Origin of the sequence: Ruminococcus sp. AF20-12LB, from assembly GCF_003478985.1 — a bacterium.
Lineage (GTDB): Bacteria > Bacillota > Clostridia > Lachnospirales > Lachnospiraceae > Blautia_A.
On record NZ_QUGH01000022.1, the window covers coordinates 358 to 17,720 of the forward strand.

The 17,363-nt window shown below is 41.0% G+C and carries 15 protein-coding genes and 1 pseudogene; all 16 read left to right on the forward strand.

Annotated features, from left to right (window positions below; all coding sequences use genetic code 11):
- Positions 1–290: 290 nt before the first annotated feature.
- Complete coding sequence (locus DWX61_RS17890) at positions 291–488, forward strand: hypothetical protein (protein WP_003020324.1); 198 nt, start codon at positions 291–293, stop codon at positions 486–488.
- Entirely contained in the window at positions 489–2,159 is a 1,671-nt protein-coding gene (locus DWX61_RS17895; protein ID WP_006060475.1) for a recombinase family protein, read from the forward strand.
- A 105-nt stretch (positions 2,160–2,264) separates the two neighbouring features.
- On the forward strand, positions 2,265–2,333 hold the full coding sequence (locus tag DWX61_RS17900) for a Maff2 family mobile element protein (RefSeq protein WP_081017239.1): 69 nt from the start codon (positions 2,265–2,267) through the stop codon (positions 2,331–2,333).
- A 4-nt stretch (positions 2,334–2,337) separates the two neighbouring features.
- Entirely contained in the window at positions 2,338–3,210 is an 873-nt protein-coding gene (locus tag DWX61_RS17905) for a VirB6/TrbL-like conjugal transfer protein, CD1112 family (protein ID WP_005426566.1), read from the forward strand.
- 14 nt (positions 3,211–3,224) lie between these two features.
- On the forward strand, positions 3,225–3,653 hold the full coding sequence (locus tag DWX61_RS17910) for a PrgI family protein (RefSeq protein WP_059085511.1): 429 nt from the start codon (positions 3,225–3,227) through the stop codon (positions 3,651–3,653).
- A complete protein-coding gene (locus tag DWX61_RS17915; protein ID WP_182434047.1) occupies positions 3,622–6,090 on the forward strand; it encodes a VirB4-like conjugal transfer ATPase, CD1110 family in 2,469 nt (822 codons plus the stop codon). Before DWX61_RS17910 ends, DWX61_RS17915 begins: the two co-directional genes overlap by 32 nt.
- A 1,011-nt stretch (positions 6,091–7,101) precedes the next feature.
- Positions 7,102–7,668 (forward strand): annotated as a pseudogene (locus DWX61_RS19730) (CD1108 family mobile element protein); the annotation flags it as partial.
- A 420-nt stretch (positions 7,669–8,088) separates the two neighbouring features.
- Entirely contained in the window at positions 8,089–8,958 is an 870-nt protein-coding gene (locus DWX61_RS19735; protein WP_253293157.1) for a C40 family peptidase, read from the forward strand.
- Between the two features lie 12 nt (positions 8,959–8,970).
- Positions 8,971–9,219 (forward strand): DUF4315 family protein, encoded by a 249-nt coding sequence (locus DWX61_RS17925; protein WP_021652602.1) that lies wholly within the window; start codon positions 8,971–8,973, stop codon positions 9,217–9,219.
- Positions 9,203–10,702 carry a CD1107 family mobile element protein gene (locus tag DWX61_RS17930; protein ID WP_118626619.1) on the forward strand — a complete coding sequence of 500 codons (1,500 nt, stop codon included), beginning with the start codon at positions 9,203–9,205 and terminating at the stop codon, positions 10,700–10,702. Before DWX61_RS17925 ends, DWX61_RS17930 begins: the two co-directional genes overlap by 17 nt.
- Before the next feature lie 48 nt (positions 10,703–10,750).
- Positions 10,751–12,226: a DNA topoisomerase gene (locus DWX61_RS17935; protein WP_118626621.1), complete on the forward strand. Its 1,476-nt coding sequence runs from the start codon at positions 10,751–10,753 to the stop codon at positions 12,224–12,226.
- Positions 12,227–12,228: 2 nt separating this feature from the next.
- Positions 12,229–14,073, forward strand: a complete 1,845-nt coding sequence (locus tag DWX61_RS17940) for a recombinase family protein (protein ID WP_002582181.1) — start codon at positions 12,229–12,231, stop codon at positions 14,071–14,073.
- A 405-nt stretch (positions 14,074–14,478) separates the two neighbouring features.
- Entirely contained in the window at positions 14,479–14,757 is a 279-nt protein-coding gene (locus DWX61_RS17945) for a hypothetical protein (RefSeq protein ID WP_002582180.1), read from the forward strand.
- Positions 14,758–14,906: 149 nt separating this feature from the next.
- Complete coding sequence (locus DWX61_RS17950; RefSeq protein ID WP_002582179.1) at positions 14,907–15,674, forward strand: nucleoside phosphorylase; 768 nt, start codon at positions 14,907–14,909, stop codon at positions 15,672–15,674.
- Positions 15,675–15,727: 53 nt separating this feature from the next.
- Entirely contained in the window at positions 15,728–16,600 is an 873-nt protein-coding gene (ant(6), locus tag DWX61_RS17955; RefSeq protein WP_002582178.1) for an aminoglycoside 6-adenylyltransferase, read from the forward strand.
- A 141-nt stretch (positions 16,601–16,741) separates the two neighbouring features.
- Positions 16,742–17,095: a hypothetical protein gene (locus tag DWX61_RS17960; protein WP_002582177.1), complete on the forward strand. Its 354-nt coding sequence runs from the start codon at positions 16,742–16,744 to the stop codon at positions 17,093–17,095.
- Positions 17,096–17,363 lie beyond the last annotated feature (268 nt).

Consider the following 17,363-nt stretch of genomic DNA (forward strand, 5'->3'; position numbering starts at 1 on the left):
GATGGACGGTTTTGTGGAGGTCACAGAACAGATGGAGCTTACGTTCTGAAAATGGCAGCCCGTTGCACCCCCTGTTGCTATCCCGTTGCCGAGCCGGTTGCCGGGGAAAATCCCGAAACTATCGGCTTTTCTCCCCTATGACAACCAAAACAACAGAAAAATAAAAGAAAAGTATAAATAGTAACCATCGCCAGATTGAGATTGTTTGCAAGGTCTTTTGAAGCCCGTTGCCGGACTTCGTTGCCGACACCCTCTGTCTGGCTATTTTCATGTATGGAGGAGAACTGCCTATGGCAAAAAACAAAACAGAGATTCATGTTACAACGGTATTTGACGGGGAACTGGACGCAACCGATGTGTTCGTCAGCCTGATTTCCCAGAAATACGGTAAGACAAATACGAAAGAATATCTTGCTAAAAGGAAAGATATGAGCTATAATGAAGATGAGGTTCAAAAGAGCCAGATACCGTCTGGATTGTGTGGGTAAATGGCTATGATGAACGAAATGGAATACAGAACAATCGGTTCGGCACTTGCCGGAGGGTATCGTGCAGCGGTCTATTGCAGGCTGTCAAAGGACGATGACCTGCAAGGCGAAAGTGCCAGTATCGCAAACCAGCGTGATATGCTGGAAAAATACTGCGAAAAGCAGGGATGGGAGGTTGTGGCAGTCTATCAGGACGATGGCTTCACAGGTCTTAATATGGAGCGTCCTGATTTACAGAGAATGTTGAGAGCCATTGAGCGCAGGCAAATCAACCTTGTCATCACGAAAGACCTCAGCCGACTGGGGCGTAACTATCTGCAAACCGGGCATTTGATTGAGGACTTTTTCCCAAGAAACGGTGTCCGCTATATCGCCATGAATGACGGTATCGACACCCTGCGTGATAACAACGATATTGCCCCGTTCAAGAATATCCTGAACGAGATGTACAGCAAGGATATTTCCAAGAAAGTCCATTCCTCTTATCTTCTGAAAGCGCAGAAAGGACAGTTTACCGGGTGTCTTGCCCCGTTCGGGTATCGGAAAGACCCGGAGGACAAAAACCATCTGCTCATTGACGAGGAAACCGCCCCGATTGTGCGGCTGATTTTCGGATATGCCCTAAACGGTCATGGTCCGAACTATATCCGCAGACGGCTGGAGGAAGAAAAAATCCCCTGCCCCACATGGTGGAACCGGGAACGGGGGCTTCGCAATACCCGCACCAAATGGGAAAAGAAAGACCCGGAAAACGGGCGGTATATGTGGGACTTCTCCGTTATCAAAGACCTTTTGATGAATCCCGTCTACACCGGGGCGATTGCTTCCCAGAAAAAGGACTACCGTTTCAAAATCGGCACGATTGGGGAAAAGAAGCCGGAGGACTGGATTGTGGTGGAGGGACAGCATGAACCGCTGATTGACCGCATGAGCTTTGACATTGTGCAGAACAAGCTGAAATCCCGCCAGCGTCCGGGGCAGACCAATGAAATCAGCCTGTTTGCCGGACTGATAAAATGCGGTGAGTGTGGGAAGTCACTGACGATACGCTACACAAACGCAAAACATCCCCAGCAGATTTACTCCTGCAAAACCTACAATGCCTTTGGAAAGAACCACTGCACCCAGCACCGGATTGATTATGACACCCTTTACAGCCATGTGCTGCGGAAAATCCGGGAATGTGCCAGAGCCGCCCTGATGGACGGGGAAGCGGTTGCCGACCGCCTGACCAATACCTGTGAAGCCGAGCAGCGGGAACAGCGGGAAGCAATGGAACGCTCCCTCACAAGGGACGAGGAACGGATTGAGGTTCTGGACAAAATGGTAATGCGGCTTTATGAGGATATGATTGCAGGGCGTATCAGTGAACAGAATTTCAACACCATGCTGGAAAAGACACAGACCGAGCAAGCGGAGCTTAAAGCAAAAGTGTCCGAGGGCAGAAAGCGGCTGTCCGATGAAGTCCAGCTTGCCAATGACGCAAAACAATGGGTGGAAGCCATTCAGGAATACGCCAATATCACAGAGCTGGACGCAGCCACCCTCAACCGCTTAATCAAAGAAATCGTCGTGCATGAGCGCATTGACGAAGATAAAACAAGACACATTTCTATCGAAATTCATTTTAATCTCAAACCCATCCCAGAGGTGGAACAGGTCACTGCCTGACCTGTCCTACCGGGACGGTTCTCTTAAAAACACCATATAGATTTTTTGTACGCCGCCGCCCGCCATCGAGCAGAGTTTTACACCTAATTGGGTATAAAACAGTTGATGGCGGGCGGTGGCATCGTACTGATTGGAATAAACCTGATTCCACAGCTTGCAACTTTGTTTGGATAAATAAATGGGTGGAATAACCGAAAAAATAACAGAGTTCATAAAGGATCTGCTAACAGGCTGGATCACATCAAACCTGGATACCATGTTCACCGATGTAAATACCAAAGTAGAAACGATTGCTACAGAGGTTGGGAAAACACCCCAAAATTGGAACAGTGGCATTTTTTCCATGATAAAAAATCTGTCGGATAATGTCATTGTCCCCATTGCGGGGATGATTATTACATTTGTACTGTGTTATGAGCTGATTTCCATGATTATGGAAAAAAACAATATGCACGATACGGATACGTTTATGTTTTTCAAATACATTTTTAAGATGTGGGTAGCGGTATATCTGGTTACTCATACTTTTGATATTGCGATGGCAATTTTTGATGTAGCGAATCATGTGGTATCCAATGCTGGCGGTATGATAACCGGTTCCGCATCTATTGATGTTACAGAAGCATTGAAAACGCTTCTTGAAACGCAGATTGAAGATATGGGAATCGGAGAATTACTGGGGCTTGGTCTGGAAACGATGCTGGTCAGTTTATGTCTAAAAATCATATCAGTCCTGATTACCGTCATTTTATATGGACGAATGATAGAAATATATCTTTATGTCTCTGTGGCACCTATTCCGTTTTCAACATTTACGAACAGGGAATGGGGAAGTATTGGAAATAATTATGTGAAGGCATTATTAGCGTTGGGATTCCAGGGATTTTTTATGATGGTATGTGTTGCGATTTATGCAGTTCTGGTAAATGCTATTACAGTTGCGGATAATCTTCATACAGCTATCTGGTCAGTTGCAGCATATACAGTTATTTTATGTTTCAGCCTGTTTAAGACCAGTTCCCTGGCAAAATCAATCTTCAATGCACATTAGGAGGAAACAAGAATATGGCATATGTTCCAGTGCCGAAAGATTTTTCAAAAATAAAGACAAAATTAGCACTGAATTTAACTAAAAGACAAATTATATGTTTTTCTCTGGCAGGAATTTGTGGTGTTCCGGTCTATTTGCTGACAAAAGCAGGACTGGGAACAGATGTGGCAGCAACGCTTATGATCATAGTGATGCTGCCATTTTTCTTTTTTGCAATGTATGAAAAGGATGGATTTCCAGCAGAGAAAATATTGCTTCACATTATCCGGCAGAAATTTTTAAGACCTGGAATCAGGTTCTATCGTTCCCAAAACTTATATGACCGGATTATAGAGTACGATAAATTAGAGAAAGAGGGTGCATGGCTTGAGAAAAAGGCAAAAGAAGCCAGGGAAGCGAGAAATCCGTTCCATTTCCTTAAAAAAGCAGACCGAAAAAAATAAGAAACAGAAAACCGGACTTACGAAAGAAGAAAAAAAGCGTCTGAAAGAACTTCGGATGATAAAAGCGGAGAATCAGAAGAAGAGGAAGCCTTTTACAGCGCAGGATACGATTCCATATAAGGAAATATATAAGGATGGTATCTGCAGGACGGATGATAACTATTATTCAAAAATGGTGCAGTTTTACGATATAAATTACCAGTTAGCGCAGAATGATGATAAAGCGGCTATTTTTGAGAACTATTGTGAGTTCCTGAATTCATTTGACAGCTCTGTTGAGGTACAAATTACATTTCTTAATCAACAGGTGAATTTTGATGAGTATGCAAAAAATATTGATATTCCAGAGCAGGATGACTGTTTCAATGATATTCGGAAAGAATATTCGGATATGTTGAAAATGCAGCTTTCCAAAGGAAATAATGGGCTTGTAAAAACAAAATATATTACATTTTCCATTAAGGCGGATAATCTGCGAAATGCAAAATCCAGGCTGGAGAGAATTGAAGCCAGTGTATTGAATAATTTTAAGGTGATGGGAGCCATGGCAGAGCCTTTAAATGGGGTAGAACGTCTGAAAATTCTGCATGATGTGATGAATATGGACACAAAAGAATCTTTCCATTTCCATTATGGGATGGTTGCAAAAACAGGTCTGCAGACAAAAGACTTTATTGCACCTACCGGATTTGATTTTCGCAATGACAGCTATTTTAGGATGGGACAGACTTTTGGATGCGTGTCATATTTACAGATTACATCACCAGAACTTACGGATAAACTGCTGGCAGATCTGCTGGATCTGGAAGAGAATCTTATCATCAATATGCACCTGCGTCCAATTGATCCCAAGGCAGCTATTAAAAGCCTGAAAAGTACGCTGTCAAATATTCAGAAAATGAAAATTGAAGAACAGAAGAAAGCGGTCAGAAGCGGATATGATATGGATATTATTCCAACGGACATTTCTACATACGGAGAGGATGTGGAGGGATTGCTCAATGAAATCCAGTCTAGGAATGAGAAACTTTTTGAACTTACTTTTTTGCTGATGAATACAGCGGACAATAAGAGAAAACTGGACAATATTGTGTATCAGACTGCAGGAATCGCCCAGAAATATAATTGCAATATACGGAGACTTCAATATCAGCAGGAACAGGGACTTGTGGCATCACTGCCACTGGGAATGAACCAGACTGGAATACAGAGAATTATGACTACGACTTCTACAGCAATCTTTGTTCCGTTTACCACACAGGAACTTTTCCAAGGCGGTGAAGCTCTTTACTATGGCTTAAATGCACTGTCAAACAATCTCATTATGGTGGATCGGAAACGATTGAAAACACCTAACGGCCTGATTTTGGGTACTCCTGGTTCCGGTAAGAGTTTTGCAACGAAAAGAGAAATTCTCAATGTTTTCCTGATTACAGACGATGACATTATTATCTGTGACCCGGAGGGAGAATATTTTCCGCTGGTAAATGCCTTAAAGGGTGAAGTTATTAAAATCAGTGCAAAAAGTAATGATTACATCAATCCTATGGAAGTGAACCTGGATGTTATTTATCATCCGGAGAAATACAGGATTAATGGCGATGTGGAGGATATTGATACCATTATTGCTGATAAAGCAGAGTTTATCACATCTTTCTGTGAGGTCATTATGAAGAAACCTCAAAATGCAGAATTAAATGGTGATGAGGTTTCCATGATTGACCTGTGTGTAAAAGACATTTATAAAAAATATCTTTACAATGATCCAAAACCGGAAAATATGCCGACTTTGCAGGATTTCTATGAACGTCTGAACTTTTATGCACCAGATAAACCAGCAGCACAGAACATTGCCAACAGTCTGCAGTTGTATGTAACAGGATCGCAGAATGTATTTAACCATCGAAGTAATGTCGATACGCAGAACAGAGTGGTATGCTTTGATATCCGGGAACTTGGAACCACACTACGAAAAGTAGGGATGTTGATTGTCCAGCATATGGTTTGGACAAGAGTATCACAGAACCGCAGTCGCAGGAAATCAACCCGTTATTATGTGGATGAATTTCACCTTTTGCTGAACCAGCCACAGACTGCTAATTATTCTATTGAAATGTGGAAGAGATTTCGTAAGTGGGGTGGAATCATTACAGGAATCAGTCAGAATGTAACAGATTTTCTTGGCTCTCTGGCAGTAGAAAGTATTGTGGGAAACAGTGATTTTATCCTGATGTTAAATCAGCACAGCGGGGATCAGAAGATCCTTGCGGAGAAATTGAATATTTCCAAGCATCAGATTTCTTTTGTAAATAACAGTAATGCAGGAGAAGGGCTGCTTTTTTACGGAAATGTAATCATACCTTTTGCAGACAGATATCCGCAGGATACCAGAACCTATGCTTTGATGAGTACTAAACCGGATGAGATTCAGACTTAATGGACAAAAAAGCAGAGGTGAGGTACATTGGGAAAACAAAAATATACGGCGAAAGAGAAGAAAGTCAGCCGTATGACCAGAAATGGTCTGGTTGAGGAAAATCTTGCAACAAAGGAGACCAGAAAAGTTACAAACAGCGATCAGGAGTTGTCTTATAAACAGAAGGATGTAGAACAGGCATTTATTACTTCTGAGAAGAAGAAAAACTCTCATAAAAAAGTTGAAAAGAAACAATTTTCCGAAAAAGTTCAGGAGGGAAATCCTGCCAAAAAAGAAGAGGCTGCAAACAGTCCTCCGGGAAAACGAAAAACACAGGGACGGTACAGATATCGGGACAAGCCTGCAGGTGTATCTGTGGATTCAGCGGTAGAAATACGTGAGCGCAAAGAAAAACACAGGAGCCAGTATCAGCGACAGAAAAAGAAACAGCAGAGACTGCAGTTTGGAAAACTGGAGACAGATGGAAGTCTGAAGAAAGAAAAGAAAACTTCGGCTGAAACAGATGGAGGACATTTTCAGGCAGAGAAGAATGATGTTTCTACAAACCGAAAAAAAGGAAAGCAGAAATATAGCCGAAAAACAATAAAAACTTATCAGGAAGTGGATAAGGCTGCAAGAAAACAGGAAGCTGAGAGGCAGAACAAAATTCCGAAAGATTCTGTTTATACCAAGAAAATAAATGAGGAACAGAAAGCAAAGGTAAAGTACCATTTATATTTCGACAAAAAAACAGGGAAAACGGATGGTAAAAAGAAAACCTTGTCTTCTGTTCCAAAGAAAGCATTAAAAAATGCAGTATATCAGAAAGCAGGCGAAGACGAAGAGGAAAACAGTGCTGTAGATGCAGCACATAAGCTGGAGCGTTCAGGTGAGTGGATATTACAGGAACATAGCAGTAGAAATATCCGGAAGAACCGCAGTCAGATACATAAAGAAAACCGTTTAGAGCAAAGAGCCTGGAAGAGTGCATCCAGGTATCAATATCAGAAATATCTGGAAGAACATCCAGAGATGCAGAAAAAGCTGATCAGAAAATTAATACAGAAGCAGAGGATTAAGCGAGAGTATCAGATGGCATACCGGGCTGGGAAGATTGCAAAAGAAACAAAAGACACCTCAATCCGGTCAGTAAATCTTGCTACTAAAATTGCAAGAAAGGCACAGGAAGTATTTGTAAGAAATGTAACTACTCTGATCTCAATGGGGTTGTTATTGATTTTGCTTCTTTCCGTAATGACAGGATTTGCTTCCTGTTCGGCTATGTTTTCTAATGGAATTTCTACGGTAATCGCTTCCAGTTACATTGCGGATCCGGACGAAATTGAAAAAGCAGAGTTGTATTATACGCAGTTGGAAGCCAGTCTTCAACAGAAAATAAACCAGATGGAAGCCCGGTATCCAGGAAAAGATGAATACAGATATAACATTGGTGAAATCGGCCATGATCCCCATACATTGATCAGTTATCTGACTGCCAGGTATGGGGATTTTAAGTTTGATGAGATAAAAGGAGAACTGGAAACAATTTTTTCTTTACAGTACGGAATCACCGTAGCGGAAAAAAGTGAAACCCGGCAGGAAACATCTACAATACAGGTAGGGCAGTCATTGGGAAATGTTGTGACCAGTGGATACTGTAACTGTCCTATCTGCTGTGGCGTGTGGAGTGGAGGACCAACTGCTTCAGGGGCAATGCCACAGGCTAATCATACGCTTGCGGTTGATGCTGCAAACCCATTTCTTCCAATGGGGACGAAAGTAGTGATGAATGGGATTGAGTACACCGTAGAAGATACTGGAAACTTTGCCCAGTATGGTGTCCAGTTTGATGTTTATTATGATAATCACGCAGTAGCTGAGGCACATGGTCATCAGACCTGGGAATGTTTTCTGGCAGAGGGCAATCAGAACTCTGTGGAAGTTACCCGTACAGTAACTGCAGATGTACTGAATGTTTCTGTTCAGGCAAAACCGCTTAGAAGTGTTATTCTGTCCAGAATGGAAGAGGATGAGCAGGAAATTTATGAAGAGGTCTATTCCAACAGAGGAAATTTACAGACATATAAAACTCCGGTTGAGTTAAACTGGTATGCCTATATCAGTACCTATTATGGGTATTCTGTAAACAATGGAACCGGGCAGACACAACTTCACAGAGGTGTGACGGTTAATGTACGACAGGGAACAGAAGTGAAGTCAGCGATGAATGGTTTTGTTGTAGATGTAGGATATAGCGGAACTTTTGGAAATTATGTAGTTACGCAGGATAAAAAAGGTGTGCAGATTAAATACGCTTATCTGCAGAGCATTTCGGTAGCAAATGGTCAGGAAGTAACAACAGATACTGTAATTGGTACAACGGGAAGTACAGGAAGTGCAACCGGAAGCCAGTTATATTTGGAACTGGTCAAAGATGGGGAATATTATAATCCTGTTTTTTATATCAGTACCGGAGATAGCGGGCTGTATGGTGGAGGCGGCAGTTATGATGATGAGACTGTGCGGAGATTATTTGCGGAAGCAGACAAATATCTTGGTATGCCGTATGTATGGGGCGGTTCCAGCCCGGAGACTTCTTTTGACTGTTCTGGTTTTGTAAGCTATGTGTTTACCAATTCGGGTGTCTGCAATATGGGAAGACTTACTGCACAGGGAATTTATGACATTTGTATGCCTGTATCACCAGAAGAAGCAAGGCCAGGAGATATTATCTTTTTCACTGGGACGTATGATGCGGGAGAGCCGGTTACCCACGTAGGAATTTATGCCGGAGATGGACAGATGATCCATTGTGGAAATCCAATTCAGTATACGTCCATTAATTCTGCATACTGGCAGTCTCATTTTTATGCTTTTGGCAGGCCATAAGGAGGGGCGTATTTGAACATTGAACGAATAAAAGAAGAACTTGCAAGAACCTACGTTAAGATTGAAAAGCTACAGAAAAAAGCAAGGGATCTGGAAGAACAGAAGAAACAGGCAGAGGATATGGAGTATCTAAAAATTATCCGAAGCAATGGAGTTTCCGCAGAGGAACTTCAGTTGATGATTGATATCAGCAAGGAGGAACAAAAAAAGATATTGGAAACCAGAGAAAAGGAGCAGACAGAAAATGAAGAAATTTCATAAAAGAGCAGCTGTATTTTTAACCGCAGCTACGTTAGCAGGACTTCCGGCAGGAGCTTTCTTTTATAGTTCGCCCGGAAGTCTGACTGTATGGGCAGATAATGTAGAAGTGGAATCATCAGAAGAAAGCAGCCCGGAAGATGTTGATTTTTCAGATGGATCAGAAGTTGAAATTCATGCAGATCCAGTGGAACAGGCACAGGAAGATGCAGGAAATGATGTGACGGAAACACCAGAAGTAGGGATTACCTTTACAGAACCCGAAGGCTGGCAGACAGATACGGCAACCGTAAAAATTCAAGTGGAAGATATAAAGAATACAGGTGGTTTTTCTATTGCAAAAGTAGAAGCAAGACTTTCAGAAAATGGAGGATGGTCAGACATAACCGGAAATATGGAAGTATCCATTTCTTCTAATTGTAGTATTTATGTGAGAGTTACCGATCAGAATGGAAATACTTATGAGCAGAATCGTTACATAGAGTGTTTTGATAAAACCAAACCAACTATTATTGCGGCTGCGAAGAATGGGATACTGATCGTGCAGGGAGTTGATGCGGAATCGGGAATTGCTGCTTTGTATGTCAATGGAAATGAATTCACAGAACTGACGAATAATACATTAAATGTCCGTTTGCAAAAAGCGGATACTTCCTATGAATACTTTACCCTGCAGGCAAAAGACAAAGCAGGAAATATGTCAGAGATCTATAAAGTAGGAAACCCTTATTATGAAAATCCAGATGCAGTAAAAGAGAATACAGAGGTTTCCGGAACGGAGCAGAATGCGACTTCTTTGCCAGCCGATGGAACTGCAAGTAAGCCCACCAGTGCTACGGCAACCGTAACGGAACATCAGACAACGAACGAGACTGCTACTGCACCAACAGAACCAGAAAACACAGGAAATGAAACGGATACAGAAGCAGATACCGGACGGGTGCAGGGAGAAAGTTCTGCTTCCGGCATGACAACAGGAACAGTTCAGGACAAAGGGGGAAAGGAATTTTATACGATCAAGACAAAAAGTGATAAGGTTTTTTATCTGATTGTAGATAAGGATAAAACGGATGAAAATGTTTATCTTCTTACAGAGGTAGGCGAAAATGATCTGTTGAACTTTACGGATACCAACATGGTCACACTTCCACAGAACCAGGCTATTGCAGAATCCGCACTGCCACTTGAAACAGAGAAGATCACAGAGACACCGGAACCAGAAGTTACGATCATACCGGAAGAAAAGGAAGAACCTGAGAAGAAAAGCAATAATTCCGGCACGATTTTATTAATGCTGCTGGTTCTGGCAGGAGTTTGTGGTGCTTACTATTATTGGAAATTTATGAAAGGAAGAAATACTTCTTTTGATTATGAAGAGGACGAGGACGACGATGAGGAGGAAGAAGATACAATTCGTGAGGATGATGAAGAATTAGAAGAATATGAAATGGAAGGTGAAGTAGAAGACGAAGAATCAGAGGAATAACTTTGTTTCACTTAATTACAGCGACAGGTGCAGAAAGGAGATAGAAAATTGCAGCTTGTAATTGCGGAAAAACCCAGCGTAGCCAGAAACATTGCGAAGGTGCTTCATGCCACAAACGTAAAAGATGGTTATCTGGAAGGAAAAGAGTATCTGGTTTCCTGGTGTATTGGGCATTTGATTGAACTGGCCAGTGCAGATCAGTACCGGTATGACTGGAAAGCATGGAAATATGAAACACTTCCCATGATCCCGGAGAATTGGAAATATCAGATTAAAGAAAGTACCAAAGGGCAGTTTCGGGTTTTAAAGGAACTGCTTCACAGAGCAGATGTCACAGAAATTATATGTGCAACAGATGCAGGAAGAGAAGGGGAGTTGATTTTCCGTCTGGTATATAACCAGGCAGAATGTAAACTTCCCTTTAAAAGACTGTGGATTTCTTCCATGGAGGAAAAAGCAATTCTGGAAGGATTTCAGCAGATGAAAGATGGACATGAATATGATAATCTTTATTATTCTGCGGTGGCGAGAAGTGAAGCAGACTGGCTGGTGGGAATTAATGCCACCAGACTGTTTACGGTGCTGTATCACCATCGGTTGATTGTAGGTCGGGTGCAGACACCTACACTTGCAATGCTGGTGGAACGGGAAAAGAGCATCGAGAACTTCCAGAAAGAGAAGTATTATCTGGTTCATCTTCTGATGGATGGATTGGATGCTGTAAGCAACCGGATAAAAGAGAAAAGTGCTGCCGTTCAGATGATGGAGGATATGAAGGATGAAACTGCACAGATTCTTTCAGTAAAGAAAGAGAAGAAAAAGGTACAGCCGCCGAAATTATATGATCTGACCACATTACAGAGGGAAGCAAATCGTCTTCTTGGATTTACGGCACAGCAAACCTTGGACTATACCCAAAGCCTTTATGAGAAGAAACTGGTGACGTATCCAAGGACGGATAGCCAATATCTTACAGATGATATGGAAGAAAATGCGTTTTTGGTTATTGATGCGGTAAATAGAGTATTTCCAGAAATATCAATGAAGGGTTCGGAACCAGAGATAAAAAGACTTTTAAACAGCAAAAAGGTATCAGATCATCATGCAATTATACCAACGGTAGAAATTGCAAACACAGATTTAAAAGCACTTCCGGGTGGAGAAAAAGAAATTCTTATGCTGATTGCATCAAAGTTATTATGTGCATCGGAACAGGAATACATATATGAGAGTATTAAGACTGAAATTTCCTGTCATGGAGAACTGTTTACTGCATCTGGAAAGAATGTTCTCCAATATGGATGGAAAGAAGTGGAAGAACGGTTCTTTAAATCATATGGGAAAAATGCAGAAAAGCCAGAAGAGGAGGAAAGTGATTTTCCAGATATAAAAATAGGACAGGTATTTGAATGTGTTGTTGTAAAATTTAGTGAACATTTTACAGCACCGCCGAAACATTATACGGATGTAATACACTTTGAGAGTAGGCAGTGGAAATATTCAAAATGCAAAGGAGCAGGATAGCAATGAAAATCAAGGATAAGAGATTTAAAATCACAGCTTTATACGAGCGACTCTCAAAGGATGATGAGGTGCAGGGAGAGTCAAACAGTATCGTCAATCAGAAGCGGATGTTGACACAGTATGCAGAACAGCATGGGTATGAGAATATCGAGCATTACACGGATGATGGATGGACTGGTACAAACTTTGACAGACCCGACTGGAAGAGAATGCTTGCGGATATTGAAGCTGGCAAGGTGGGAACAGTCATTGTCAAGGACATGAGCCGTATCGGTAGAGATTATTTGCAAGTAGGATTTTACACAGAAGTCATGTTTCGGGAAAAGGGAGTGCATTTTATAGCGATTTCCAATGGTGTTGACAGCGAGCGCAGGGAGAGTGCAGAATTTGCCCCATTCTTGAACATTATGAACGAGTGGTATGTGCGTGATACCAGTCGGAAGATAACAACGGTATTAAAGGCAAGAGGTATGAGTGGGAAAGCACATACAACCAACCGCTGTTGCTATGGATATAAAAAGAGTGCAGAAAACCCCGATAAATGGGTAATTGATGAAGAAGCTGCCGAGGTTGTTCGTAGGATATTTAATATGTGTCTGAATGGGAAAGGACCCTATCAGATTGCAAGGGAACTGGCAGAGGATAAGGTGGAAAGACCCGAATATTATTTGGGTATTCGTGGCAGGGGAGTTAATATAAAGTCATTTGATATGGAACATCCGTATATGTGGAGAGGTGGCACTGTTAAGACCATATTAACAAGAATGGAATACACTGGATGTACTGTTAATTTTAGAACAAAAAAGGAGTCGTACAAGGATAAGCGACCTACTAAAGTAGACTCATCCGAATGGATTATCTTTGAAGATACCCAAGAACCGATTATCGACAAGCATACATGGGAAACAGTGCAGAAGCTGTTAGATACTCCAAGAAGAAAAGGTGTATTTGAGGAGAATAATCCTCTTACCGGTAAAGTGTTTTGTGCAGATTGTGGAGCAAAAATGTATCATCACAGAAATGCGCAGGGAATATGGAAAAAAAATTATTTTAAGGCAGGGGAGATGATATATCATGCACCCGAAGATAGGTACGATTGCTCCAACAATATAAGAGGTAGACAGCGTTATGAAAAATTGTGTTGCAGTCATTCCATTACCACAAAGGCGTTGGAAACGCTTGTGTTGGAAACCATAAAAAGAACTTGTGATTATGCGGTGGAAAATGAAGCAGAGTTTAGGGAAACGGTATGCAGTATCTCTGAAGAACAGCAGGGAGAATTATCTGTCAGACTGGAGAAAAGGCTTGCCAAAAAGCAGAAACGAGTGAATGAAGTCAATCGTCTGATAAAGAAGCTGTATGAGGATAATATCAGCGGTAAATTGAACGATAAACGCTTCAATGCCATGCTAAGTGATTATGAGTCGGAGCTTGAAGCGTTGGAAGAGGATATTGACAGAGATAATGCTGAATTAGAGGGCATGAGTGCTAAGAAAACGGATGTGGATGTGTTCATGGAACTTGTAAAAAAGCATACGACATTCGAGGAACTGACACCAGCCATATTGAATGAATTTGTTGATAAAATCATGGTTTATAAGGCAGTTGGAAGTGGTGCAAACAGAACGCAGGATGTAGATATTTATTTGAATTATATCGGTAGATTTGTAGTTCCTGAAGTGGTTGTGGAGCTGACGGAAGAAGAGAAGCTGGCAGAAGCTAAAAGGCAGGAAAAACTGGAGAAAAAGCGAGCAAGTAACCGCAAATATATGGCACGAAAAAGAGAAGAAGCGAGGAAAGCGTGGGCAGAAATAGAAGCGGAGAAAGCAAAGGCAGTAGGGCAATAATTATCGTGAATTTGCGATTGTGAAAATGGCAGACGAGGAAATTATCAAGTGAATAATATGGATTGATTTTGCTCCGATAATTAACGAGCGAAATCAGAATAAAAAGGCATTCAAAACGGACAGTGGAACATGTTTGTAGTGGATGTCTTTTTTGTGGTCTTGTCAGTGCAACCTTCCCTTCCCCTTCCTTCTCTTCCTCTTCCTAGAGAAAAAAGAGAAAAAGAAAAGCAGAAAAGAAAGAACCAAAGAAAAGAATAAAATAAAAAGATAAAAAAGAGATATACCATCTCAATCTTATCCTATCCCATCCTATCCGCCTGCCTACGGCAGGCTTTATTATTTGCCCGTCAAAAGTACGAGTCTAGAGTCGTCAAAAATACAAACCTGAGAGAAAGGAGTGATTTAATGGGCAGTTTATCAAAGTATGAGCAGGAGACAGTTATCAATTTCAATGCAGGGGAGCAGAGAGCAGTTGTTTATACCCGAGATAAGGCAGTTATGAGGAAACTTGACGCATTAGTTATTGCGTTCCCAGAGGTTTATAAGCTGGTAGGCGAAACAGATATTGATAAGACCTATTCCATGCCGAAATCATGCGTGAATTATCGTAAGCCGAGAAAGCTCGATGATAAATACAGAGAACTAAAAAGAACACAGATGAAGCAGTATAATATGCAGAGGTAAATAGTTGAAAAAATGTGTGTTCAATGATATAATTTCCTTGTTGAAAGAGCGTGTCAATTTGGATTTGTTTGAAACATATTTGACACATTTGGCGTCTAGAATAACAGATGGAAACAATTAGACAAACTTGAATTTGACGGAGAGATAGTATGGCTATTATTAAAAACGAAATACCGATTTTGGAGTTTGATACAGAGCAGACAGCAGTTCTTAATCCCACTCATGAAAATCTTGGTTTGAACTTACCCAAGAAATGTGTGTTCGCATTTCTTGGTGCTTACATAGATGAATATGCCAGTAAAAGTGATACCAAACAGGTATCCACTTTTGAGAGTGCAACGAAGCATTATCCCATTTACATCACCAAATACAAGGGTGAGGACATTGTGCTTTGTCAAGCACCCGTTGGTGCGGCAGCAGCCACACAGATACTTGATTGGCTGATTGGTTATGGTGTAAGAGAGGTAATCTCGGCAGGTAGTTGCGGTGCTCTGGAAAAGTTCCCCGAAAGTACATTCCTCGTACCAAACAAGGCTCTGCGTGATGAGGGAACATCTTATCACTATGCGCCCCCTTCTCGATTTGTGGAAATCAGCGAGAAGGCAAGAAAAGCAATTGAAGAAACCATTCTTGAGCATAGTATGAAATATCAGGAGGTTATAACCTGGTCAACGGATGGATTTTTCCGTGAAACCAAAGAAAAGGTGGCTTATCGCAAAAGTGAAGGCTGTGCAGTTGTAGAAATGGAATGTTCTGCTCTGGCGGCCTGTGCTGATTTCAGAGGGGCAACCTGGGGTATGATACTTTATACCGCAGACAGTCTTGCAGATGTTGACAAATACGACGAAAGAAACTGGGGCGGTAATGCATACGAATATGCACTTACGCTCTGCCTTGATGCGGTTATCAAATTATAAGAACAGTTAGAATCAATCTTTTTTTGTGATATAATTTTATTGAGGTGAATGAAATGAGGACTGAAAAAGAAATATACGATTTAGTTTTGAATTTTGCTTTTCAAGATGAGAGAATTAGAATTGTAACTCTTGAGGGGTCTCGCACTAATGTTAATATACCAAAAGACAATCTTCAAGATTATGATATTACTTTTTTTGTTATAGATATGGGAGAATTTTTGAAAAGCGATGACTGGCTTAGTGTTTTTGGTAACAGAATTATGATGCAAAAACCTGAAGATATGGAATTATTTCCTCCAGAAGAAAAAGGATTTTCTTATATAATGCTTTTTGATGATGGTGTAAAGATTGATTTAACTTTGTTACCTGTTTCAATGCTTGAGGAGTATCTTACTCGCGATAAACTTGTAAAAATCATGTTAGATAAAGATAATATGATTAAAACAGAAATAGTTCCCACAGATGAAGATTATTACATTAAGTGTCCAACAGAAAGAAAGTTTGATGACTGTTGTAACGAATTTTGGAATGTTGCAACATATGTATCCAAGGGCTTACTTCGTGGTGAAATACTATTTGCAATAGACCATATGAATGAAGTATTACGTCATGAGCTTCTTAGGATGATTAGTTGGTATGTCGGTACTGAAAAAGGATTTAATTTCAGTTTGGGTAAAAACTATAAATTTTTAGATAAGCATATTTCAAAAGAATTGTGGGATAACTTACTAAATACATATTCAATGAGTTCGTATGAAGAAATGTGGAAATCGTTTGATTTGTGTCTATGTTTGTTCAAAAAAATATCTAAAAAAGTGGCAGATTCACTTGGTTATAATTATCCTGATTATGATGAAAACGTTACAAAATATTTGGAAACACAAAAGAGAATTTCAAATAAATATCTTTATGGTAATAGGTATTGACAAATTCCAATTTGTCGAATAGATGAGATTTATTATGGCAAAGAACTAATTTAATATCGAACACCTAAAGGTGGCATGGAAATTATAAAACCATGACCACCTTTTTTGTTACAAAAAATCAAGAAAAAGGAGATTGAAATTATGTTACAGAACAATGAAAAAACAGCAGAGGTATTAAAGGCAGAGAAGATTGTGGAGCAGGCAAAGGCAAGGCTTGCAGAAGCTAAGAGAAAGGCAAGTCAGCAGAAGCGCAAAGAGGAAAATCAGCACAAGTACATGATGGGTGGTATTGTTCATAAATACTTTCCAGAGTGCTACCAGTTTGACGAGCAGGAGCTGAACAGAATTATTGCTTCGGGGATGAAGTCGGAGCAGTGCCAGCGCATTATTGAAATCGTGAAAAAGGAAAGTGCTGAAAAGCGTGAGAATGCAGTTGTAAAAGCTGAAAGTGAGGTGGCAGGGGATGAAGGTACTGGCAAGAGCGAAAATGCCTAAGACCAGTCAACGAGATTTTCTCGTTGCGCACAGATATACCATCTGCAATGGTATGTGCGCTCTCCGAGGGGTCTTGCAGACAGCTGTTGCCTGCCGAGGGCAGTCAAAAGGGAACACTGCGTTTTCCCTTCGGTGCAGAGGGCGCACCTACCCATTTGCATACTTTGCGTTCAGTGAAGCTCCAAAGAGCGGAGCTGCACTGCCCACAAAGTCAGCCGATACCGCACAATCCACAGTATCGGTCTGCCACAGCCTATGCAGGAGAGTG